The organism is Thiomicrolovo sp. ZZH C-3 (genome assembly GCF_054862725.1).
Genome location: NZ_JBTKXX010000001.1, coordinates 1,423,115 through 1,444,234 on the forward strand (window position 1 = coordinate 1,423,115; position 21,120 = coordinate 1,444,234).

Below are 21,120 nucleotides of genomic sequence, written 5' to 3' on the forward strand. Positions count from 1 at the left end.
GGGAACGTAAAGCGGGGAGACAATGCCCCCGCGTTTACCCGGGTGAAAGGTTGAAGCGGTTACTTCGTATCGACGTGCAGGACCGGTTTGAGCATCCACTTGCCGCTGCCGGTGGAGTGGATCGACTTGTTCGCATCAAAGTCGACCGTCATCGTCATATTGCCGTCCGGCGCCATGACGAAGTTGTGGCTCTCTTTGACTTCCATGCTCGGGATCGTCAGTTCGCTGGGCGTACCGCCGATCACGACGTAGTTGCCGTACGGGTGAACCGTCGAGTCATTGCTGTCATACTGGAGGACCAGGCGCATCTGCGTATACGTGGCCGCCGGGATGTTCGCAACGCCGAGCATCGACACATTGCCGTCGCGCAGTTTCAGCAGGTCGTAGGTCCCGTTGACGTCCGCAACGGTCAGCCAGGAGGAGTTGGACTCGTTGGACTCATCGGCGCGGTGCACCATTACTTTGTCAATGGTCACGTAGACGGCTTCAAACTCCGCCGGGGCATCCGTCAGTCCGACGTTGAGCACCCCGCTGTCCGAAGAGCTGCCGCCGCATCCCGCGATCCCGGCCGTCAGCAGTGCCGCTGCGGCTATACTTGCGTAAAAACGTTTCATACTAGGCTCCTTATAATATGCACTGTATTGTACTATTATAGCCTAGAATAGTTACCGTCATAAAGCCCCTGTTTTAGGGGGTTTTCAGGCATTTCGGAAGAGTGTGACGACCGTTCCATGAAGGGTTTCGCCGTCATAGAGCGACTGGCGGTCTTCGAGCATGCGTACGGGCTGGGGGTCGAAGAGCACCACGTCGGTGCTGCCCACATCGATGGTCCCGGCGTCGCGGCCGATGGAGCGGGCCGGTTCGCGCACACAGAGCGTCACCAGTCTTTCCCAGCTGATCCACCCCGAGGCAACCAGCTTCGTGTAAAGCAGCGGCAGCGCATCGGCGATACTTTCACAACCGTAAGCCGCGTCGGCGAAGGCGACCTCTTTGTTCACCGGCGAATTGGGCTGGTGCAGCAGCGTCAGCATGTCGACCGCCCCGGCTTCGAAGGCCTCGCGCAGCTTCAGCACGTCGCTCTCCGACTGCAGCGGCGGGTCGAGCTTGGCGACGGTGTTGAACCCTTCGCACGCCTCGTCGCTTTTGAGGAGGTGGTGCAGGCTCACCTCGCAGCGCACATCCACCCCTTCGCGTTTTGCGGCGGAGATCATCTCGATGGAGCGCGGGGAGGCGATGCTTTTGAAGACGATGGCGATCTTGAACTCGCGGGCGATCTCGATCATCCGCGCGACGTGGACCGGCTCGCCGAGTGCGGGGATGCCGACCAGGCCGAGGCGCTGGGCCACCGCCCCCTCGTTCATCACCCCGTTGGAGGAGAGGTTCCGGTCGAAGGCGCGGCAAAAGAGCGTCCCGCCGAACATCTTGACGTACTCGGCGATCCGCACGGCCAGGTGGTTGGAAATGGAGGTCGTCATATAGGGTGCGACCGCACCGCGCCCCAGCAGGATGGCGATATTGCTGAAACGTTCGTCGTCTATGGTCGCGGCGATCGCCGTTTCGATCCGCGCCCCCTCGCAGCCGTCGCGCTGGTTCTGGACGAACTCCAGGGAGATCGCATCATCGACCGAAGGGGTCGAATCGGGGGAGAGCACGACCGTCCCCACCCCCCCTCTGCGCGCCGCCTTGGCCAGTTCCACCAGGTGGCGTCCCGTCAGGCGGCCGTCTTTGAGGCGGACGTTCGTGTCCACAAGCGCCGGCAGCAGGATCTTGCCGGTCGCATCGACCCGCGCGTCGCCGGCGATCTGTTCGGCGATCTCGGTGATGCGCCCCTCCTCGATGCGTACGCAGGCGACCCGTTCACCGCTGCAGTCGCAAATCGTCACGTTTTCATAAATCATGCCCGTGTCCTCACTCCCGGGCCCCGCAAGCGCGCAGGAAGGCCCGGATGCTATAATGTCGACATTGTATTGCAAAACCAATAAGCCAGGGGTTAGAGTGCGTTTTTTTCTTTTGATTCTTTTTGCGGCCGCTGCATTCGCGGCGCAGGAGAGCGATAAGACCTATGAGCGGGGCAAGACCCTCTACTTTCAAAACGGCTGCAACAACTGCCACGGCTCCCGCGCCGAGGGGACCGGCAACTACCCCTCCCTTGCCAACCGCGCCCAGGGGTTCCTCGCCTACAAGCTCCGCACCTTCCGAAAAGGGGTCGCCGACACCCCGATGCAGGAGATGATGATCGGCTTCGCCGCGCCCCTCACCGACGGGGACATCGAGGCCATCGCGACCTTCCTGCACGACTTTCACGACGCCCAGACGGAACGCTACGACCCCGCCTTCCAGCAGTGGGGGGACGGCGGATCATGAAGCTGCTCGTATCCGCCCTCGAACACTCCGCCAATGTCCATCTCAAGGCCCTCAAAGCCGAGCTGAGCGACGACGTCGAGCTGAGCGGCATCTTCGACAGCAGCCTGGGCGAGCCCATCGTCGACCTCCGCTCCCTGGCGATCATGGGCTTCGTCGATGCCCTCAAGAAGCTGCGCTACTTCTTCAAACTCGCCGACGAGATGGTCGAACTCGCCGCCGGGGCTGACAAAGTGCTGCTGATGGACTCCTCGGGCTTCAACCTCCCCCTGGCCAAGAAGATCAAGAAGCGCTACCCGGACAAGGAGATCATCTACTACATCCTCCCCCAGGCCTGGGCGTGGAAACAGAAGCGGATCCCCGTGCTGGAGCGCACCATCGACCGGCTCGCCTCCATCCTCCCTTTCGAGAAGGAGTACTACAGCCCGGGGGCTCCCATCGAGTACGTCGGCCACCCCCTCCTCGACGAGATTGCGCACTTCAAAACCGACACCGCACCGGAAATCAAACGTGTCACCTTCATGCCCGGGAGCCGCAAAAGCGAGATAAGGCGGCTGATGCCGCTGTTCCGGGAACTGCGCGCGCGGCTCGATGCCGAAGCGGTGCTCGTCGTGCCGAAGCATTTTGCGAAAGAAGAGCTGAATGATCTTTACGGTAACCTATCACCGTTTATTGTGGCACACGACGCGCATGCGGCCCTCTACGAGAGCGATTTCGCCTTTATCTGCAGCGGCACCGCGACCCTGGAAGCCTCGCTGATCGGCACCCCCTTCGTCCTCGCCTACGTGGCGAAACCGCTGGACTACCTGATCGCGAAGAGCCTGGTCAAGCTCGACTACATCGGCCTGGCGAACATCATGTTCTCCCGCTTCAAAGGGCGGCCGCTCCACCCGGAACTGATCCAGGGCGCCGTCACGGCGGAGGCGCTCTACAGCGCAATGCTGGCCCTCGACCGGCAGGCGTTCATCGAAGACGCCAAGGCGCTCCGGGGGTACCTCGAACACGGCAGCAGCGCGCGCGTGGCACATCTTATCGAAGGTGAACAGGAATGAAAATCAATTTTATCGATCTGCAGGCGCAGTATCAGGCATACAAAGAGGAGATCGACCGCGAAGTCGGCGAGGTTATGGCATCGGCCCAGTTCATCGGCGGACCGAAACTGCAGCAGCTTGAAAGCGGCCTGGCCGCCTATACCGGCGCCGCGCACGCCATCGGCTGCAGCAGCGGCACGGACGCCCTGCTGCTGGCCCTGATGGCCCTCGACATCAAGGCCGGCGACGAGGTCATCACCACCCCCTTCACCTTCATTGCCACGGCGGAGGTCATCGCCTTCCTCGGCGCCAAAGCCGTCTTCGTCGATATCGACGAGACGACCTACAACATCGATGCGGCCCTGATCGAGGATGCCATCACCGAGCGCACCAAGGCGATCATCCCCGTCTCCCTCTACGGGCAGTGTGCCGATATGGACGCCGTCAACGCCATCGCGGCCAAACACGGCCTCCCCGTCATCGAAGACGCCTGCCAGAGCTTCGGCGCGGAGTACAAGGGCAAAAAGTCCTGCAACCTCTCCACGATCGGCTGTACCTCTTTCTTCCCCTCCAAACCGCTGGGCGCCTACGGCGACGGCGGTGCCGTCTTCACCAGTGACGACGCTATCGCCTCGAAGATCCGTATGCTGCTCAACCACGGCCAGAACGAGCGCTACAAGCACAAGTACATCGGCATTAACGGCCGCCTTGACGCCATCCAGGCGGCGGTCCTGAATGTCAAGCTCGCCCACTTCGACGATGAAGTCGCGGCACGGATGCGCATCGGTGCGGCCTACAGCGAAAAACTAGCAAACGCCGATGTCGTCACCCCTGCCGTCATCGAAGACCGCACCAGCGTCTACGCGCAGTACTCCGTACGCGTCAAGAACCGCGAAGCCGTCGCCGCGGCCCTGAACGCCCAAGGGATTCCGACAGCGGTCCACTACCCCATGCCGCTGCACCTGCAGGAAGCCTTCGCGCCGCTGGGCTACAACGCGGGCGACTTCCCCGTCTCCGAGCGCGTCAGCGAGGAGATCATGTCCCTGCCGATGAGCCCCTACCTTACCGAAGAGCAGCAGGCGTTCGTCGTAAAAGCCCTGGAGGAGAACGCATGATCAAGATCGCCCTCATCGGCCTGGGTTCCATGGGCCGCAACCACTACCGCATCCTCCACGCCCTGGGCGAGAAAGTCGAGATCGTCGCGCTCTGCGACGTCGTGAAAAACGGCGACTTCGCGGAGCCCTTCTTCACCGACGTCGACGAGATGCTCGACACCGCCAAGCCCGATGCCGCCATCATCGTCGTGCCGACCTTCCTGCACAAAGAAGTCGCGCTCAAATGTATCGAGCGCGGGGTCCACGTCTTTATCGAAAAGCCGGCAGCCTCGACCATTGAGGACGCGAAACTGATCGCCAAGGCGGTCCAGGAGGCGGGGCTGAAGAGCTGCGTCGGCCACGTCGAACGCTTCAACCCCGTCGTCCAGGCGCTCAAAGAGGAGCTCAAGGGCAAGGAGATCTATACGATGTCCATTACCCGTGTCGGTCCCTTCCCGCCGCGCATCGCCGACGTCGGCGTCCTGACCGACCTTTCGGTGCACGACATCGACCTGATGCGTTTCATCACCCACCGCAATATCCTGGAGAAGAACATCTTCAAGTCCCGCAAGATCCACAACCACCACGAGGACAACGCGGTACTGAGCTTCGAGCTCGAAGACGCCATCGTCGGCGAGATCCTCACCAACTGGCTGACGCCGTTCAAAAAGCGCACCATCGAGGTCGCCTGCAAGGACGCCTACTTCGAAGCCGACCTGATCACGCAGAACCTCACCGAGTACTCGAACTTCCACGTCAACAACTCCTACGTCGTGCGCGGCTGCCACATCAAGAAGGATGAACCGCTCCTCAAAGAGGTCGAAGCCTTCATCACCTACCTTGAAACGGGCGAGCGCGGCTCGCTGGCCTCCATCGAAGACAGCATCATTACCCTGCAGGTGGCGACCGAAGCATGATCCATCCTACTGCCGTCATCGCTCCGGGAGCCCAGGTCGCCCCGGACGCCCAGATCGGGCCTTTTTGCAACATCGGCGCCGAGAGTGTCATCGGTGCAGGCGTGCGGCTTGAAGCCCATGTCGTCCTTGAAGGCCCCGTCACCCTCGAGGAGGGCGTACGCCTCTTCTCTTTTGTCAAGATCGGCAACGGCCTTGCCCCTGTCACCGTCGGCAAAGGCACCTTTGTCCGCGAGTTCTGCCAGTTTGCGACGCAGAACGACACCGCCGACGCCGTCACCATCGGTGAAGCGAACTTCATCATGGCCTACGTCCAGCTCTTCCCCGGCGTTACCCTCGGGGCCAACTGCATCCTGACCAATGCCGTGACGATGCAGGCCAAGAGCCGCTGCGAAGAGCGCGTCATCGTCGGCGGGCTCAGCACCGTGCACGCGGAGTGCACCATCGGCACGGGCGTCATGGTCGGCGGCGCATCGAACCTCCAGTATGACGTTCCCCCCTTCTGCCTTGTCGAAGGCAACCCCGCCACCGTCCGCGGCCTCAACCTGATCGGGATGCGGCGCCGCTTTGAGGACCGCGAGGATATCGAAAGCGTGCGCCGCTGCTTCCGGCAGCTGCACAAGCAGTTCGATTCCCGCACCGCCGCCGAAATGACCGAAGCCCTCGAAAACCCGCAGGCCAAACGTTTTACCGGCTTTATCGCTGCGCACCGCTGCGCCTGAGGAGAAAAGAATGCTGCAACTCAACACCTACGACAACGACACCCTTACGGCCATCCGTGAGCAACTGAACGCCTGCGCCGAAGCCCTTGGCGGTACCGGGCGCCTGCTCGGCCTGGCGGAGACGATCCTCGGCATGAAGCCCTCACCCCTGCAGAACAAGACGGCATCGTTCCACTTCGAACAGGGCAAGGTGAGCTGGGACAAGGTCCTCTTCGCCGACAAGATCGAGACCGTCGCGCAGATGATCAAGAAGCATGACACCATGGAGAACCTGCTGGAAAAGGGCTCTAAGAAAGAGCAGAACGCCATCCGGACCCTCTTCCCCGTCACCTTCACCATCATGCCCAAAGAGGGAGAGCCCTTCACCTTCAAGGCCGTCGACGCCCCCGACGCAAAGACGGCGCGCATCAACCCCCTCTTCGAACTGCTCTTCTTCGCATCGACGGGGCTGATCAAAAAAGCGATCAAGGAGGCATAGGCCATGGAACGCATCTATTCGAAAACGGCGGAGTCGGAGGCGGCAATCGCCCTGATGGAGAACCTGCAGCTCTATTTTGTCAACCGTCTCAACGGACTGAGCCAGATCTTCGGCGCCAACGTCCCCTTCGAAGCCGTAGAGTGGTTCCGAGACGAGGGGCGCCACGGCGGCGGCATGCGCTACGAAGGGCGAGACGAGCGCCTCTTCAACCGCGCCTCCGTCAACGTGTCGCAGGTACACTACGAGGATATGCCCCAGAAGAAGCTCGATGCCGCCAGCGCCATCTCGACCATTATCCACCCGCGCAACCCCCATGTCCCCTCCATCCACATGCACATCAGCTATACCCGCATGAAAGACGGGAACGGCTACTGGCGTATCATGGCGGACCTGAACCCCTCCATCTACTACGAAGAGGACCAGCACCGCTTTATCGAACACCTCAATTTCATCACCCCCGACCTCTTTGAAAAGGGGGCGGAACAGGGGGACCGTTACTTCAACATTCCCGCACTTGAGCGCCACCGCGGCGTCGCGCACTTCTACCTGGAGCACTACAACAGCGGCGATTTCGGAACGGACTACGGGTTCGCGAAATATTTTGCCGAACAGGTAATCGACGTCTACGTCTCCATCATCTCCGACGCCCTGGCCAACCGGACGGCCGTGAGCGAAGAGGACGTCGCCGAACAGCTCGCCTACCATACGCTCTACTTCTTCCAGGTCCTTACCCTCGACCGCGGCACGACCTCGGGGCTGCTGATCCATAACCAGAACGACGTCGGCATTATGGGCTCCATCCCCGAGTTCGTCGACAGAACACTGCTGCAGAGCTGGCTGCCGAAGATGACCGTCCCGCAGGATGCACTTCTGCAGGCGCTGATCGACGCCCTTCCCGACGAGGAGATCGTCCTGGTCGACGAAGCGGTCAAAACGCGCCTTGCCGAAGCGGTGCGCACCCATTACAAAGTCCACCCGGAAGCCCTTTCCATGCAGGCCGACAGCGCCGTGGTCCCGCCAACCGTGGAGAACCACAGCTAGTATCCGGCTATAATGCTCTGAATAGAAGCTGTGAGGAGTCACCCATGGGACCTGCGAACCTTCCGCCGGACAGTGCCGGCCATCTCAATACCGCTGCCCTCCCGGGTTTTATGGTCTGGGCCGGCGTCATCATCTGCCTTGTCGCCTTCGCCTGGTACCTGGAAAAACAGCGCGGCGACGATTAGGCATCAGCGATGCAGAACCCCGATGCCGCCGCCCTCTTTGACACGATCATCCTTCCCGGCTTCGCCGGGCTTTCAGTCGCCGCACTTCTCTTACTTGTCTATGCGGCCTATCTGAATAAAAAACACCCCAAGGACAGACCGTGAATATCATCATCGCCGGGGCCGGACGGGTCGGCTACCGCCTCGCCAGCACCCTCTCGCACCGCCACAACGTCACCATTATCGACCGGCGGGCTGCGGCGCTGCAGCAGCTGCAGGAGAGCATCGACGTTTTCACCATCGCCGGCGACATCGAGAACCCCGACACCTACCTCCCGCTGAAGCAGCGCCGTTTCGACATCTTTATCGCGGTAACCGACAGCGACGAGGCCAACATCCTCTCCACCCTCATTGCCGGGGATGTGATCGAAGCCGACACCAAGATCATACGCCTGAAAAACCCCTACTTTGCCGACAGCACCATCGCCGGGAAACTCGGGATCAGCAGCGCCGTTTTCCCCTTCTCCTCCGCGGCGCGCTCCATCAGCGCTCTGCTCGACTACCCGCAGGCGAACAACGTCAAATCCTTTATCTACTCCCCGTTCCAGATGGTCTCTGTCTACGTCGAAAGCGCACCGGGAACGGGCATCCCCGTCTCGGAATTCGTCCATGAGACCTGCGTCGTCGTCGGCCTGGAGCGTGACAAACACTTTTCCCTGCCCGACGGGGAGAGCGTGCTGTACCGGAGTGACCTCGTCTACTTTTTCGGGGATCCCGAGACCATCCGTGCCTACTGCGCCCGGCTCAACCCCGCCGTCCCCGACCGCATCGACCGCGTCGCCATCTTCGACGCGGGCCAGCTGGGGCTGGAGATTGCCAAGGCACTGATCCCGCGGGGGGTCAAGCTCAAGATCATCGACAAGCATCTTGAGAAATGCGAACGCGCCTCCGAACAGCTGCAGGACAAAGCGGCGGTGATCAACAGCCACTACATCGAACACACCCTCTTCGACAATGAGCACGCCGGCCGCGCCGACTTGGCCATCTTTACGAGCGAAGAGGACGAGGAGAACATTATCCGCTGCCTCGAGGCCAAAGAGCACGGCATCCCGCGCACGGTCGCCATCAACAACGACATTGAACGCTACGGCCTGATGCACTCGCTCGGCATCATCCCGATGCGCGGACCGAAGTCCAGCGCCTACTACGCCATCCTCGAAGCGATCGGGTCGAGTTCCATCATCTCCGAACGCCACTACTGCGGCGGCAGGGGGATCATCTACTCGCGCAAGATCTTCTCCGATTCACCGCTGCTGGGCAAGCTGCTCCCTCCGCCGGACCCGAAACGGTGCAGAAGTTTTCTGCTCAGGGACAACCTTCTCCTGCCGTGGGTCGCAAAATTGCAACTGCACGAGGATGACGTTCTGTTCGTATTTCTTGATGCCGAAAATGAGGAGGCGATGAAACGGTGGATATACACACTCTGATCAACAGTGCCAAATTCATCAGCAGTATCGGCACCGGGCTGGCGCTCTTTTTCCTGATCCCGATCGCGACGGGGCTCTGGTACGGCGAGGATATGAAACCCTTCATCCTCTTCGACCTGCTCTTCTTTCTCTTCAATGCCGCCCTCCTCGGCGCCCTGGCCCGCCGCCGGATGCAGATGACGGTCAAAGGGGCCATCTTCTCGGTCAATCTTATCTGGATCCTGCTGGGGATCGGCGGGGCCATTCCGCTCTATATCTATACGGACGTGACCCCCGGCAGCGCCTTTTTCGAGGCCATCAGCGGGTTCACGACGACGGGGGCGACGATCTACACCCAGATCGAGCAGCTGCCCAAAAGCATCCTGATGCTGCGCAGCCTGATGCACTGGCTCGGCGGTATGGGGATCATCGTCCTGGGCGTGGGGCTCTTCTCGCTGATCAATCCCACGGGATCGCTCACGATGTTCCGGGCGGAGTCCACCGGGATACAGCTGGAAAAAGCGACACCGAAGATCAGGGATACCGCCCTGTGGCTCTGGGGGATCTATTTCCTGTTTACCGCCGCAAACACCCTGCTGCTTCTGGCGGGCGGCATGGGCTTTTTCGATGCCGTCAATCACGCTTTTTCGACGATCGCCACCGGGGGATTTTCAACCCGGGACCTCTCGATGGGCTACTGGAACGATACGCCTTTCATCCTCTGGACCACCACCTTTTTCATGCTCGTCTCGGGGATCAACTTCCTCGTGCACCTCAAAGCACTGCGGGGTGATTTCAGCGGATGGCGCAGCGAAGAGGTACGGTGGTATCTCGGCATCTTCCTGCTGCTTTCCGTGCTGCTGACCGCCCTGCATCTGTTCACCGGCAGTGACGGTCTTGCCTACTGTGCGACCCACGCCTTTTTCACCGTCGCTTCGCTGCTGACCACCACCGGGTTCACGACCCTCGATTATGAGCTGTGGGGCGCGGCGCCCATAGCGCTGCTGATGGTCGCCATGCTGCTCGGCGGTAACGCCGGTTCGACGGCCGGGGGGATGAAGACCATCCGTTTTGTCGTCCTGTTCAAAAACCTCAGAGCCCAACTGAAGCAGATCCTCCAACCCAACGCCGTCGTGGGCATCTTCATCGACCGAGAGCGCGTCGGCGGCGAGATCATCGGCAGAGTCAGCGGTTTTCTCGTACTGTTTATTGCGACCAATATCCTGGTCTCGATGTACCTCTTTGTCCGCGGCTACGACCCCTTGACCTCCATCAGCACCGCCATTGCCTGCGTCGGCAACATCGGGCCGGGGTTCGCGCTCATCGGGCCGTCGGAGAATTTCCACTTCTATTCGGACGGGGACAAGTTTCTGCTCTCGGCCGCCATGATCATCGGCAGGCTGGAGTTCTACACGGTCGTGCTGCTGTTCACCCGGAGCTTCTGGAAACGCTACTGACCTTTCGGGGACGTTTCGTTCCAGATAGGGTTTTCCCGGTCGTCGGGGTGGAGTTTCGCCTCCTCATCCGGGTAGATATGCCAGAAAGATCGGTCGATGGCCGCGTCTTTGTAGGAGGGCTTTTTAGCGTGTCCGAAGGGGCACCACCAGTTCTCCACCACCTTGACCAGGTAGGCCAGGTAGCTGAACAGTGCCACGCTCAAAGGGCAGTAGAGTTTGCAGTTGAAGAGCCAGAACAGCCGGTAACGGGCGAGCTGCCACCATGCCGTATCGGTGGTGAAGATGATCTGGTCCTGCCGCGTATAGCGGTGGCTGGCCCACTCCGGGACAAAATCACGGTAGGACTTCAGGTGCTCCGCCCCCATGATGCGCAGGTGCCAGCGCACCAGTACCACCGCCAGGACGGCAAAGGGAATGGCGACCAGGATCGGCAGGTAGATCAGCACCGTTCCCGGGACCGTTTTCCAGATCGTCTTCGTTTTATGATTGGCCCCGATTCTCACCCGTTCCATACTGCTCCTTTATGGGTACCCAGTATAGACAAAGCGGCTTAAGGGGGTGATTAAGCCTCTGCCCGTGTACTTTCGGTGGAGAGGCCCGAGATCGAATCATCAGCCGTTTGGGACTATAATCGGTCGCATCGTTTCTGCATACCGGCACAATTGAGACCATAAGACAAGGAGAAACCGTGGCGCAAAAAGACAAAGAGAAATGGGACAGGAAGTACACCGAGATGGAGGGCCTGCTCGATCGTAGAGCGCCGAGCGATCTGGTCAGCGCGCATGCCGCCGAAGCCCCGGGGACGAAGGCCCTGGACCTCGCCTGCGGCGGCGGGCGCCACAGCCTCTATCTCGCCGACGAGGGGTTTAGTGTCGATGCCGTGGACATCTCGACCGTCGCCCTCGCGGCGCTGCGGGAGAAGGCAGACCTTGACAAGATCAACCTGATCGAAGCGGACCTCGACACCTTCGTCCCCGACGCGGAAACCTACGACATGATCGTCAAAACGAACTTCCTCGACCGCGGCCTGATCGCACGTGCAAAAGCGGCTTTGAAACCCGGCGGCATCATGGTCGCGGAGACCTACATGGCCGACGAGGGCAACGAAAAGCCAGATTCCAACCCCGATTTCCTGCTCCGGAAGGAGGAGCTCAAATCGCTTTTCGGCGAGGGCTTCACCGTGCTTGAATACAAAGAGTTCTGGAACGAACCGCACGAGAAATACCGTATGAAAAAACAGGCGATCGCCGTACGCAAAGATTGATCGCTGTATAATGCGGCGATATTTTGAGAACAGGAGAGGTTTTGAGAGCACCCAGAGGCTTCGGCAAGCGTTACTTTACCCTCGCTTCCATCCAGGCGCACAGCGTCGCGCCCGCACAGAACGCCCTGCACCTCTGCCTTGAGACCTATGCCACCGTCTTGCAGCACGACCGTGAAAGCGACGATGAGCCCCCCGAGGAGCCCCTCGAGGCGCTTACCTGTTTCACCAGCGACAAACCCTGCCACTGCGACTGTTACTTTAGACGCCGTACCTTCCTGACCCTGCGCGCCTGCCGCAAACAATCTACCTGTAACTGCAACTGCCGATTTTACAGCTTCCGACGTACCGGGGTTCACCCGCCGCACCTCTGATTTTTTCCATCCGTACCAAAACGATCAAAAAAGAAAAATATCAAAGGACAGACCCATGTCAAAAAACTACGTTATCGGCTACCCGCGCATCGGGGAGAAACGCGAACTGAAATTCGCGCTGGAAAGTTACTGGAGCGGCAACAGCGACCTTGCCGCCCTTGAAGAGCGCGCCGCAGAACTGCGCCGCCGCCACTGGCTTGAACAAAAAGCGGCCGGCATCGGTGCGATCAGCTGCAACGACTTCAGCTACTACGACACCATGCTCGACACCTGTATCCTGCTCGGCGCGCTCCCGGCCCGCTTCCGCACCATCGAAGATGAAACGCTGCGCTACTTCACCATGGCGAGAGGCGACAGCCGGCGTACCGCGATGCAGATGACCAAGTGGTTCAACACCAACTACCACTACATCGTCCCGGAATTCGCCGCGGACGACACCTTCACACCGAACACCGCGAAGATCGTCTCTGAATACCGGGAAGCGAAGGCCGCGGGGATCACCCCGAAAATAAACCTGATCGGCCCCCTCACCTTCCTCGGCCTCGGCAAAAGTGTCGACAAAAACTTTGACCGCTATGCCCATTTCGATGCCGTTGTCAAATGCTACGAAGCGGTGCTGACGTCGATCAGCACCCTCGACGACCGCGTCACCGTCCAGATCGACGAGCCGCTGCTGGTGACGGGGCCGGATGCCAAGACCCTGAGCCTGCTCAAACGGGCCTACGACCGGCTCGGCGCTACCGCGTCAAACGTGGAACTCATCGTCGCGACCTACTTCGAACACGCCTGCGAGGCCGCCGAAGTCCTCGCCCATACGCCCGTCAGCGGGATCGCCCTCGATTTCGTCCACGGCCCGGGCAATATGAAAGCACTCGGCACCATCGCCCAAAGCGGCAAAACGCTCATTGCCGGGGTCATCGACGGGCGGAACGTCTGGCGCAGCGACCTCGATGCCGTCGGCGACAGGCTCGAGGTGATCGCGCAGACGGTTCCCCGTGCCCTCATCGTACCCGCCACCTCCTGTTCGCTACTGCACGTCCCCTATTCGCTCGCAGCGGAAACGAAACTCGACGCGGAAATAAAGCAGTGGCTCGCCTTTGCAAAGGAGAAGCTGGCCGAACTGAACGTCGTCGCCAAACGCTTTGGCGGGGAGACGCTGGACGACGCGGAGCTGAGCCTTATGCAGCTCAGCCGGGAAGCCGTCCATACTCGGCAACACTCCCCGCGCATTCACGACGCCGCCGTCCGGCAGCGCGTGGCATCCCAGACCGGGACGGCACGTGCGCAACCCTATGAAACAAGGATCAAGGCCCAGCGCGAGGCGCTGCGCTACCCCCTGCTGCCGACGACGACGATAGGCTCCTTCCCCCAGACGCCGGAACTGCGTACCCTTCGCCGGGACTTCAAACGCGGCGGGATCGATACGCAGGCCTACGAGGCGGGTATCAAAGCCTATATCGATGACTGCATCGCCTTTCAGGAGTCGATCGGCCTTGACGTGCTCGTGCACGGTGAGCCCGAACGCAATGATATGGTCGAGTACTTCGGCGAGCAGCTTTCCGGGTTTGCTTTCAGCGCCAACGGCTGGGTCCAGAGCTACGGCAGCCGCTGCGTCAAGCCGCCGCTCATCTACGGCGATGTCAGCCGTCCCCAGCCGATGACGGTGGGCTGGACGACCTACGCGCAGCGCCGGACAGAGAAGATCGTCAAGGGAATGCTCACCGGGCCCGTCACGATCCTCAACTGGTCCTTCGTCCGTGACGACCTGCCCCGAAACGACGTCGCCGCGCAGATCGCCCTGGCCATCGGCGACGAGGTCGACGATCTCCAAAACGCCGGTATCCGCATTGTCCAGGTGGATGAGGCGGCTTTCAAAGAGGGGTACCCGCTGCGCCGCGAGAACATCCCGTACTATGAAACCTGGGCCGTCGACGCCTTCCGCCGCAGCGTCGCCTGTGCGCGCAGCGAAACGCAGATCCATACGCATATGTGCTACAGCCAATTCAACGACATCATCCACACCATCGAGGCGATGGACGCGGACGTCATCTCCATCGAGACCGCCCGCAGCGGCAACGCCCTGCTGCGCATCTTCAAAGAGGTCGGCTACAAGCAGGAGGTGGGTCCCGGCGTCTACGACATCCACTCCCCCCGCGTCCCGCCGGTGGCGGAGATGGTCGCGCAGATCAACGCCCTGCTGGAGGTACTGCCCCAAGAGCAGCTCTGGATCAACCCCGACTGCGGCCTGAAAACCCGCAAATGGGAGGAGGTTAAACCGAGTTTGGCCAACATGGTCGAAGCCGTCAGCGAGGTACGCGCCTCATTTGACGCTATAATCGCATCCAAAAAAGGCGATGCAGCATGGACGAACCCCTCGAGATCCTCTACCGCGATGCGTGGCTTGTTGCCGTAAACAAGCCCAGCGGGCTGCTGGTGCACCGTTCCTGGATCGACAAGGACGAGACCCGTTTTGCGCTGCAGCTCGTCCGGGACCAGATCGGGCAGTACGTCTACCCCGTCCACCGCCTCGACAAGCCCACCTCCGGTGTGCTGCTCTTCGCCCTCGATCCCGATACGGCCCGCAAGGTCGGCGAGATCTTCGAGGCCGGGAGCGTCCGCAAGGAGTACCTCGCCGTCGTCCGCGGCTATAGTGACGAAGAGGGCCGCATCGACTACCCCCTCAAAGAGCTGCTCGACAAGATGACCGACGCGAAGGCGCGCACGGACAAGGAGGCCCAGGAAGCCGTGACGGACTATGAGCGCCTCGCGACCGTCGAGCTTCCCATCCCCGTCGGGCGGTACCAGACCGCCCGCTACTCCCTGGTGCGGCTTCGGCCCGAAACCGGGCGAAAACACCAGCTCCGCCGCCATATGAAACACCTGCTGCACCCCATTGTCGGCGATACCAAATACGGCCGGACCGAGCACAACAACCTCTTCCGGGAACATTTCAACTGCCACCGTCTGCTGCTGGCCTCGACGAAGCTTGAACTCCCCCACCCCGTAACCGGTGAACCGCTCTGTATCGCGGCCTCCGTCGGGGAGGTATTTGAAGCGGTGATGGCACAGTTCGGCTGGCATACTGAATAATATTTTTTAATTTTACATACGGCAAACGCCCTCAACAATACGGTGGCATAATGAAAAATAACGCCCGTGTAAAGGAGTGCCGATGAAACCGATAATCCTGACCCTCCTCCTCGCCGCATCGCTGTTCGGCGCGGACGGATACAAGATCTATGAACAGCACTGCGCCTCCTGCCACATGGTCATGCTTCCGCTGGACGAACCGGAACGCGGCCTGCAGAAGGCAAAGATGAAAGCGCCGACAATGCGGATGGTCTCGATGCGCCTGAAGATGATGATCCATATCCACAACGAGGATGAGGATATCCAGCGCAAGGTCGTCAAGGCCTTTATCAAGGAGTATATCGATGATCCGGACGAGGATTACGTTTTGTGTCTGCCGGAGATGGTGGAAAAGTTCGGGGTGATGACGCCCGTCAAAGGGTTGACGAACGCCGAAAAAGAGGCCGTAGCAGACTGGCTGTGGGAGCAGTTCTAGGCACGGCCGCTTAGAGCGAGCGCAGGTGCTCCAGGAACGCTTCGGGCGGTTTATAGCCGATCAGCGTTTTGTTCTTGATCAGCTCACCGTTTTCATCAAAGAAGAGGATACCCGGAGGGCCGAAAAGGCCGAAGTGTTTTGTCAGGGCCTTTTCGCGGTCGCTGTTATCCGTGACATCCGCCTGCACGAGGACAAAATCCTCCAGTGCCGAGACGACCCGCGGATCGGCAAAGGTGATCTCCGCATACTCCGCGCAGGCCGTACACCATGCGGCAGAGAAATCCAGCATCACCTTTTTCCCCCTGTTTGACGCGAGGATCTGCTCCAGTTCCGCCTCGGAGTGGATCACCTGGAAGGCCACCTCTTTGGGCGCAGCAGCAGCTGCAGGGGCAGCACTATCCGTGCACATCTTCACCTCAAACCCCTGCAGCGGCTTGGTCATCGACGTCCCGCCCGAAAGCGCACCGACAAGCAGGATCGTTCCGTAGAGCATGAATACGATGCCAATCGCCTTGATAAACGAGTGCATTGAACGGCGGACACCGCCGTGGACCGGTTCGAAGGCGCCGAGGTAGACGGCGGCGACGATGAAGTAGATCGCCCAGAGCATCATCGTGATCCAGTCCGGGATGACCCGCGACACCATCCAGATGGCGATCCCGATCATCACCGCACCGAACACCTCTGTGACGATGTTCATCCAGCCGCCCGGTTTCGGCATGAACCTGCCGGCACCCAGGCCGATCAGCAGAAGGGGAACCCCCATACCGAGGCTCATCACAAAGAGGGCGACACCGCCAAGCGCCGCATTACCCGTCTGGCCGATATAGATCAGTGCCGCCGCCAGGCCGGGGGCGACACAGGGACCGACGATAAGCGCACTCAGGAAGCCCATCACGGCGACGCCGGTAAAGCCGCCCTTTTCACCCGCCTTGTCCGAAAAGCGCGACAGCCGGGTCTGCAGTGTCGCCGGAAGCCCGATTTCGTAAAAGCCGAACATCGAGAATGCCAACGCGACAAAGATCAGTGCGAAGGCACCGATGGCCCACGGGTTCTGCAAGATCACCTGCAGGTTTTCGCCGAACAGGCCCGCCATGATGCCGGCGATCGTATAGGCGAAGGCCATGGCCAGGACATAGACCAGCGAGAGGGTAAAGCCGCGCCGGGCCGTCAGGTTCTCCCCCTGCGATACGATAATGGAGGAGAGGATCGGGATCATCGGGAAGATGCACGGGGTCAGCGAGAGCGCCAGCCCGAAGCCGAAAAAGAGGGCCAGGATCGCCCAGAGGCTACCGCCTTTGAGCGTATCGACGATCAGGTCCGTTTCGCTTTCCCCCTGCGCGGCGGCGGGTGCGTCCGGCGCGGCAGGCAGGTCAGTGGCGGCCTTCCCCAGTCTGGAGAGATCGATGTCGAAGGTGTACTCTTTGTTCTGCGGCTCGTAACAGAGCCCTCGTTCTGAGCACCCCTGGAATGCAAAGGCGACGGTGACGGGTACCGTGCCCGTTTTCTGGGACGATGTCAGGATGATCTCGACGGGGACCTTGTGCAGGTGGACCCTGTCGCCGTCGTGATCTTCCGCAACGCTGTTGACCTTGACTTCGGAGATAGAAACCCCCGACGGCGCCTTAACCTTGGCATCGATCTTGTCCGCATAGACATAGATGCCCTCACCCAGGTCGATATCAATGGCAATATGCTGATTGTCCAGCAGGCTTGCCTTGGGCTTGAATGCCTCTTCGGGCATGAGGAAACTGCTCTGAAAAGCGAAAAGGAGTGTCGCCGAAAGCAGGGTAAAAAACGCGAAAAACCGTTTCACAGATAGCCTTTGTGACGAAATTGGCCCACATTTTAGCGCAAGTAACAAAAACGAAACAGTAACATCCTCCCATCTTCTGGGGGTTCAGCTTTCAGATAGGGCGTTTCACTTCAATATCGGGAGCAGTCGGGCATAGAAACAGGCGGCATGCTGCACGGCATCGACGCGGATCCACTGGCGCGTCAGTTTAAAGCGGAAGCTTCCGACGCTGCGCTCGGGGTAGCGGTGGGCATAGACGGATTCGGGCGTATTGAAGGTGGCGAGCAGTCCCCGTGCCGCCAGGAGCATCGGGCCGAGGATGCGCGTCATCTGGGCCTTTTCACCACGCTGCCGGGCCAGGCGGAAGGCAGCCATCACCCCTTCGCACCGCGAACCGTCATGGTAGACGTGATCGCCGTACCGGTAGTAAAAGCCACCGGCATAATCGGGGTAGAGCGCGTCATCGGGCGTGTACATATGGCGGATCATCTGTGCCGCGTCCCCATAAACGAAAGCCCGGTGCGCATCGGTGACAACACCCCCGATCCCGTCCCAGGCTTCGATGGCCTGCATCAGCCAGCTGTCCGCCGGAAGCGGTTCGAAAAGGTCGGCATACTTCTTCGGGCGGGTGTGGATGAGGAAATCAAGCGCACGCCTGCTCTGACGTCTGATCTCCGTTTTCAGTCCTTCCGACCCGTCGCCGTAGGCGTAAAAAAGCGCCAGCCCCAGCAGCGCCTCACCGGGGTAATAAAAGGAGAAAAGGGCCCGCTTCGTCTCGTCATCGATGCCGACGAGCGGTGCACCCTTCCCGAAACGCGGGTGGCGGTAGTAGCCGATCATCTCTCCCTCTGCATCGATGCGGCTGAGCAGGTGCCTGACCAGCCCCTGCGCATACTGTCCGTAGCGACCGTCACCGCTCAGATGCCGGTAGCGCATCAGGGCAGCCAGCCCTATACCCGCACCTCCGAGCTTGGATTTCTTGTTGTAAAAAGGGTAGCAGCGGTACCCTTCCGCATCCTCCTCTTCGCGCAGCGTCGTCACGAAAAAATCGATGGAATGGCGCGCCGCTTCCAGCAGGCGGGGTTCTTTGAAGAGCGTATACCCCTCGAGCAGGGTGATCGTCGCACCGCTGTGGCGCAGAATATTGTAATACCCCGGGTTTTTCGGGTGCTGGAAGTCGGCTTCACTGTCGCGCAGGGGGTCGTAATAGTAGAGAAACCGGCCGTCACTGCGCATATTTTCTGCCAACCAACCGATGCTTTCATGCAGCGCCCGCTCCACGGCACCGGCCGAGAGGGTAAAAGGGCCTGGGAGACCCCGGTAGAGCGGCAGGACCTTCTCATCATGGGAGACCACCGCAACGCTTTTGATCAGACTGCACTGCAGCGGCAGTGCGCGCATCTTCGCGGCACGCTGCTCCTCGTCCTCGCCCTTTTCTGCCAGGCCGAACCGTCTGGCAAGGAACTCCAGCATCTGTGTTACACTCATAAGACTCTCGGTGACGGCATCGGTCGGCATGACGTAGCGCACCTTCCCTTCCCATTCACACCGCAGCCCTGTCACCCCGGGCTCATACCGTGCCGGAGAGACCTCCATCCATGTCAGCGCTTCAAGACGGCAGGGGCGGGATTCCGTCACCATTTCGACCATGATGCGGCAGACCGAGGTGTCGGTAATAGTAAATTCCCCGAACCCTTTGCGTTTGCGCACGCCAGTCACAGCCCGCATGACCGTCCGTGCGAGGGTCTGCTGCCGTGACCCCCAGCGCACCGGCTTCAGGCCCCGTTGAAAAAGCGTGATATAAAGTTGCGAAAAGGCGGGATCAAAACTGCGTTCAAAATGCTCAGGCAGCTGCAGATCGCTCTGTTCCCCCGCCAGCAGCTTCCGGATCTGTGCAATAAACTGTGTTTGCTCTGCTTTTTCCGTGCCGGAGACCGCGTGCGGTACCGTCATCCCCTCTCCTTCACATGCCCACCGGCACCTATGCTCTTTTCAGCTCTTGCAAAAAAGTGCCATGCAGGCACCCTTTGGTAAAAGCGGTGCGGGGCAAGCCCGCCCCTTTAGACAACGCTGTCCGGATCCGGATCCACATCCAGATCGGCCAGATCGCCGTCATCGAAGATGTCGAAGTCGTCCGCATCCATCGTACCATGGCCGCCGCCGCCCTGGCCTGGGTTGCTGTCGTCATCATGATCCTCGTCGTTGCCGTGACCGTTGTCATGATCGTCGTCGCTGTCCGCATCAGAATCAGCATCCGTATCACTGTCAGCATCCGTGTCAGTGTCTGTGTCAGCATCCGTGTCGGTATCTGTATCCGTATCGGAATCGTCATCCGTGTCGGCACCGTGGCCGCCGCCGCCCTGACCCGGGTTGCTGTCGTCATCATGGTCATCGTCATTGCCGTGACCGTTGTTGCCGTCGTCATCATCGGTATCAGTGTCTGTGTCCGTGTCAGTATCCGTGTCAGTGTCCGTGTCAGTGTCCGTGTCAGTATCGGAATCATCATCCGTGTCGGCACCGTGATCACCGCCGCCCTGGCCCGGGTTGCTGTCGTCATCATGGTCATCGTCATTGCCGTGACCGTTGTTGCCGTCGTCATCATCATCGGAGTCATCGTCCGTGTCGGCACCGTGACCACCGCCGCCCTGACCCGGGTTGCTGTCATCATCATGGTCATCATCATTACCGTGACCGTTGTTGCCGTCGTCATCGTCATCGTCATCGTCATCGTCATCGTCATCGTCATCGTCATCGTCATCGTCATCGTCATCGTTGTCGGTGTCGGTATCGTCGTCGTCATCGTCATCGTCATCGTTGTCGGTGTCTGTATCCGTGTCAGTATCCGTGTCAGTATCCGTGTCTGTATCAGTGTCGGTGTCCGTGTCGGTGTCTGTATCCGTGTCAGTATCTGTATCAGTATCTGTGTCCGTATCTGTGTCAGCTGCCGGCTGGGCATCCGCAGGATTGTCGAGATCCGCACTGGCGAAACCGCGGCCTGCCGCTTCATCGCCCTCCTGATCTGCACCGACGTCACCCCGCGCGTCATCGCGCTGCTCGTAGATGGCACCATTGCTCAGTCCGCTGCCCTGGCCACCGCCCTGGCCGGCTGCCGTCGCACCCATCTCACCGCCGATCAGGGCGGTTTCGAGGGCAGTGACGTCACCGATCAGCGCATCGTTCTCGGCAGTATCGACCGTGACACTGCTGTCGAGCACGACATGCTCGTGTGAACCGATCTCAACCGTATGGCCGTTATCAAGGCTCAGGACGATCCCGCCATCGCCGGTGATCACGGTGTCATTTTCGTGAATGATATCACCCGATACAGCGATTTTCTCACTGCCGTCCGGGCCAATCACTTTCACAACGCCTTCTATTGCCGTTACCATTCCGATTG

The 21,120-nt window shown here is 60.3% G+C and carries 22 protein-coding genes; 17 read left to right on the top strand and 5 right to left on the bottom strand.

Annotated elements, in window-relative coordinates; translation table 11 throughout:
- Positions 1-59: 59 nt before the first annotated feature.
- Positions 60-614 carry a DUF4382 domain-containing protein gene (locus tag ACXWTF_RS07290; RefSeq protein ID WP_461714340.1) on the bottom strand — a complete coding sequence of 185 codons (555 nt, stop codon included), beginning with the start codon at positions 612-614 and terminating at the stop codon, positions 60-62.
- 84 nt (positions 615-698) lie between these two features.
- Positions 699-1,898 carry an amidohydrolase family protein gene (locus ACXWTF_RS07295; RefSeq protein ID WP_461714341.1) on the bottom strand — a complete coding sequence of 400 codons (1,200 nt, stop codon included), beginning with the start codon at positions 1,896-1,898 and terminating at the stop codon, positions 699-701.
- A gap of 97 nt (positions 1,899-1,995) precedes the next feature.
- On the opposite strand from ACXWTF_RS07295, the gene ACXWTF_RS07300 reads away from it, so the two are divergent.
- From ACXWTF_RS07300 to ACXWTF_RS07350, 11 genes are read left to right on the top strand one after another with little or no spacing between them, the layout of a single operon-like run.
- Complete coding sequence (locus ACXWTF_RS07300) at positions 1,996-2,364, top strand: c-type cytochrome (protein WP_461714342.1); 369 nt, start codon at positions 1,996-1,998, stop codon at positions 2,362-2,364.
- The gene (gene lpxB, locus ACXWTF_RS07305; RefSeq protein ID WP_461714343.1) at positions 2,361-3,413 is read left to right on the top strand and encodes a lipid-A-disaccharide synthase; all 1,053 of its coding nucleotides are present in this window, start codon (positions 2,361-2,363) and stop codon (positions 3,411-3,413) included. Before ACXWTF_RS07300 ends, lpxB begins: the two co-directional genes overlap by 4 nt.
- The gene (locus tag ACXWTF_RS07310) at positions 3,410-4,507 is read left to right on the top strand and encodes a DegT/DnrJ/EryC1/StrS family aminotransferase (RefSeq protein ID WP_461714344.1); all 1,098 of its coding nucleotides are present in this window, start codon (positions 3,410-3,412) and stop codon (positions 4,505-4,507) included. Before lpxB ends, ACXWTF_RS07310 begins: the two co-directional genes overlap by 4 nt.
- Positions 4,504-5,403 (top strand): Gfo/Idh/MocA family oxidoreductase, encoded by a 900-nt coding sequence (locus ACXWTF_RS07315; RefSeq protein WP_461714345.1) that lies wholly within the window; start codon positions 4,504-4,506, stop codon positions 5,401-5,403. Before ACXWTF_RS07310 ends, ACXWTF_RS07315 begins: the two co-directional genes overlap by 4 nt.
- A complete protein-coding gene (locus ACXWTF_RS07320) occupies positions 5,400-6,122 on the top strand; it encodes an acyl-ACP--UDP-N-acetylglucosamine O-acyltransferase family protein (RefSeq protein ID WP_461714346.1) in 723 nt (240 codons plus the stop codon). Before ACXWTF_RS07315 ends, ACXWTF_RS07320 begins: the two co-directional genes overlap by 4 nt.
- Positions 6,123-6,132: 10 nt before the next feature.
- Positions 6,133-6,600 carry a hypothetical protein gene (locus ACXWTF_RS07325; protein ID WP_461714347.1) on the top strand — a complete coding sequence of 156 codons (468 nt, stop codon included), beginning with the start codon at positions 6,133-6,135 and terminating at the stop codon, positions 6,598-6,600.
- 3 nt (positions 6,601-6,603) lie between these two features.
- Positions 6,604-7,641: a coproporphyrinogen III oxidase gene (locus ACXWTF_RS07330; protein ID WP_461714348.1), complete on the top strand. Its 1,038-nt coding sequence runs from the start codon at positions 6,604-6,606 to the stop codon at positions 7,639-7,641.
- A gap of 44 nt (positions 7,642-7,685) precedes the next feature.
- Entirely contained in the window at positions 7,686-7,826 is a 141-nt protein-coding gene (locus ACXWTF_RS07335; protein WP_345984425.1) for a hypothetical protein, read from the top strand.
- A 9-nt stretch (positions 7,827-7,835) separates the two neighbouring features.
- Positions 7,836-7,970 carry a hypothetical protein gene (locus ACXWTF_RS07340; protein WP_461714349.1) on the top strand — a complete coding sequence of 45 codons (135 nt, stop codon included), beginning with the start codon at positions 7,836-7,838 and terminating at the stop codon, positions 7,968-7,970.
- Positions 7,967-9,292, top strand: a complete 1,326-nt coding sequence (locus ACXWTF_RS07345) for an NAD-binding protein (RefSeq protein ID WP_461714350.1) — start codon at positions 7,967-7,969, stop codon at positions 9,290-9,292. Before ACXWTF_RS07340 ends, ACXWTF_RS07345 begins: the two co-directional genes overlap by 4 nt.
- On the top strand, positions 9,274-10,728 hold the full coding sequence (locus tag ACXWTF_RS07350) for a TrkH family potassium uptake protein (protein ID WP_461714351.1): 1,455 nt from the start codon (positions 9,274-9,276) through the stop codon (positions 10,726-10,728). The genes ACXWTF_RS07345 and ACXWTF_RS07350 overlap by 19 nt, the downstream gene beginning before the upstream one ends.
- Here the strand turns inward: ACXWTF_RS07350 and ACXWTF_RS07355 are convergent.
- Positions 10,722-11,240: a hypothetical protein gene (locus ACXWTF_RS07355; RefSeq protein ID WP_461714352.1), complete on the bottom strand. Its 519-nt coding sequence runs from the start codon at positions 11,238-11,240 to the stop codon at positions 10,722-10,724. The two genes, ACXWTF_RS07350 and ACXWTF_RS07355, sit on opposite strands and share 7 nt — an antisense overlap.
- Before the next feature lie 176 nt (positions 11,241-11,416).
- Here ACXWTF_RS07355 and ACXWTF_RS07360 point away from each other — a divergent pair, with 176 nt between their 5' ends.
- From ACXWTF_RS07360 to ACXWTF_RS07380, 5 genes are all read left to right on the top strand, one after another.
- Positions 11,417-11,992, top strand: coding sequence for a class I SAM-dependent methyltransferase (locus ACXWTF_RS07360; protein WP_461714353.1), 576 nt, complete (start codon positions 11,417-11,419; stop codon positions 11,990-11,992).
- Positions 11,993-12,033: 41 nt separating this feature from the next.
- Positions 12,034-12,363 (top strand): hypothetical protein, encoded by a 330-nt coding sequence (locus tag ACXWTF_RS07365; protein ID WP_461714354.1) that lies wholly within the window; start codon positions 12,034-12,036, stop codon positions 12,361-12,363.
- A 55-nt stretch (positions 12,364-12,418) separates the two neighbouring features.
- A complete protein-coding gene (gene metE, locus ACXWTF_RS07370) occupies positions 12,419-14,776 on the top strand; it encodes a 5-methyltetrahydropteroyltriglutamate--homocysteine S-methyltransferase (protein ID WP_461714355.1) in 2,358 nt (785 codons plus the stop codon).
- Complete coding sequence (gene truC / locus ACXWTF_RS07375; protein WP_461714356.1) at positions 14,725-15,453, top strand: tRNA pseudouridine(65) synthase TruC; 729 nt, start codon at positions 14,725-14,727, stop codon at positions 15,451-15,453. Before metE ends, truC begins: the two co-directional genes overlap by 52 nt.
- Before the next feature lie 82 nt (positions 15,454-15,535).
- Positions 15,536-15,928, top strand: a complete 393-nt coding sequence (locus ACXWTF_RS07380; RefSeq protein WP_461714357.1) for a hypothetical protein — start codon at positions 15,536-15,538, stop codon at positions 15,926-15,928.
- Between the two features lie 10 nt (positions 15,929-15,938).
- On the opposite strand, the gene dsbD is transcribed toward ACXWTF_RS07380, so the two are convergent.
- On the bottom strand, positions 15,939-17,744 hold the full coding sequence (gene dsbD / locus ACXWTF_RS07385) for a protein-disulfide reductase DsbD (protein WP_461714358.1): 1,806 nt from the start codon (positions 17,742-17,744) through the stop codon (positions 15,939-15,941).
- A gap of 105 nt (positions 17,745-17,849) precedes the next feature.
- A complete protein-coding gene (locus ACXWTF_RS07390; RefSeq protein ID WP_461714359.1) occupies positions 17,850-19,676 on the bottom strand; it encodes a protein containing Six-hairpin glycosidase-like domain protein in 1,827 nt (608 codons plus the stop codon).
- A gap of 74 nt (positions 19,677-19,750) precedes the next feature.
- On the opposite strand from ACXWTF_RS07390, the gene ACXWTF_RS07395 reads away from it, so the two are divergent.
- The gene (locus ACXWTF_RS07395) at positions 19,751-20,953 is read left to right on the top strand and encodes a hypothetical protein (protein WP_461714360.1); all 1,203 of its coding nucleotides are present in this window, start codon (positions 19,751-19,753) and stop codon (positions 20,951-20,953) included.
- Positions 20,954-21,120: the final 167 nt, after the last annotated feature.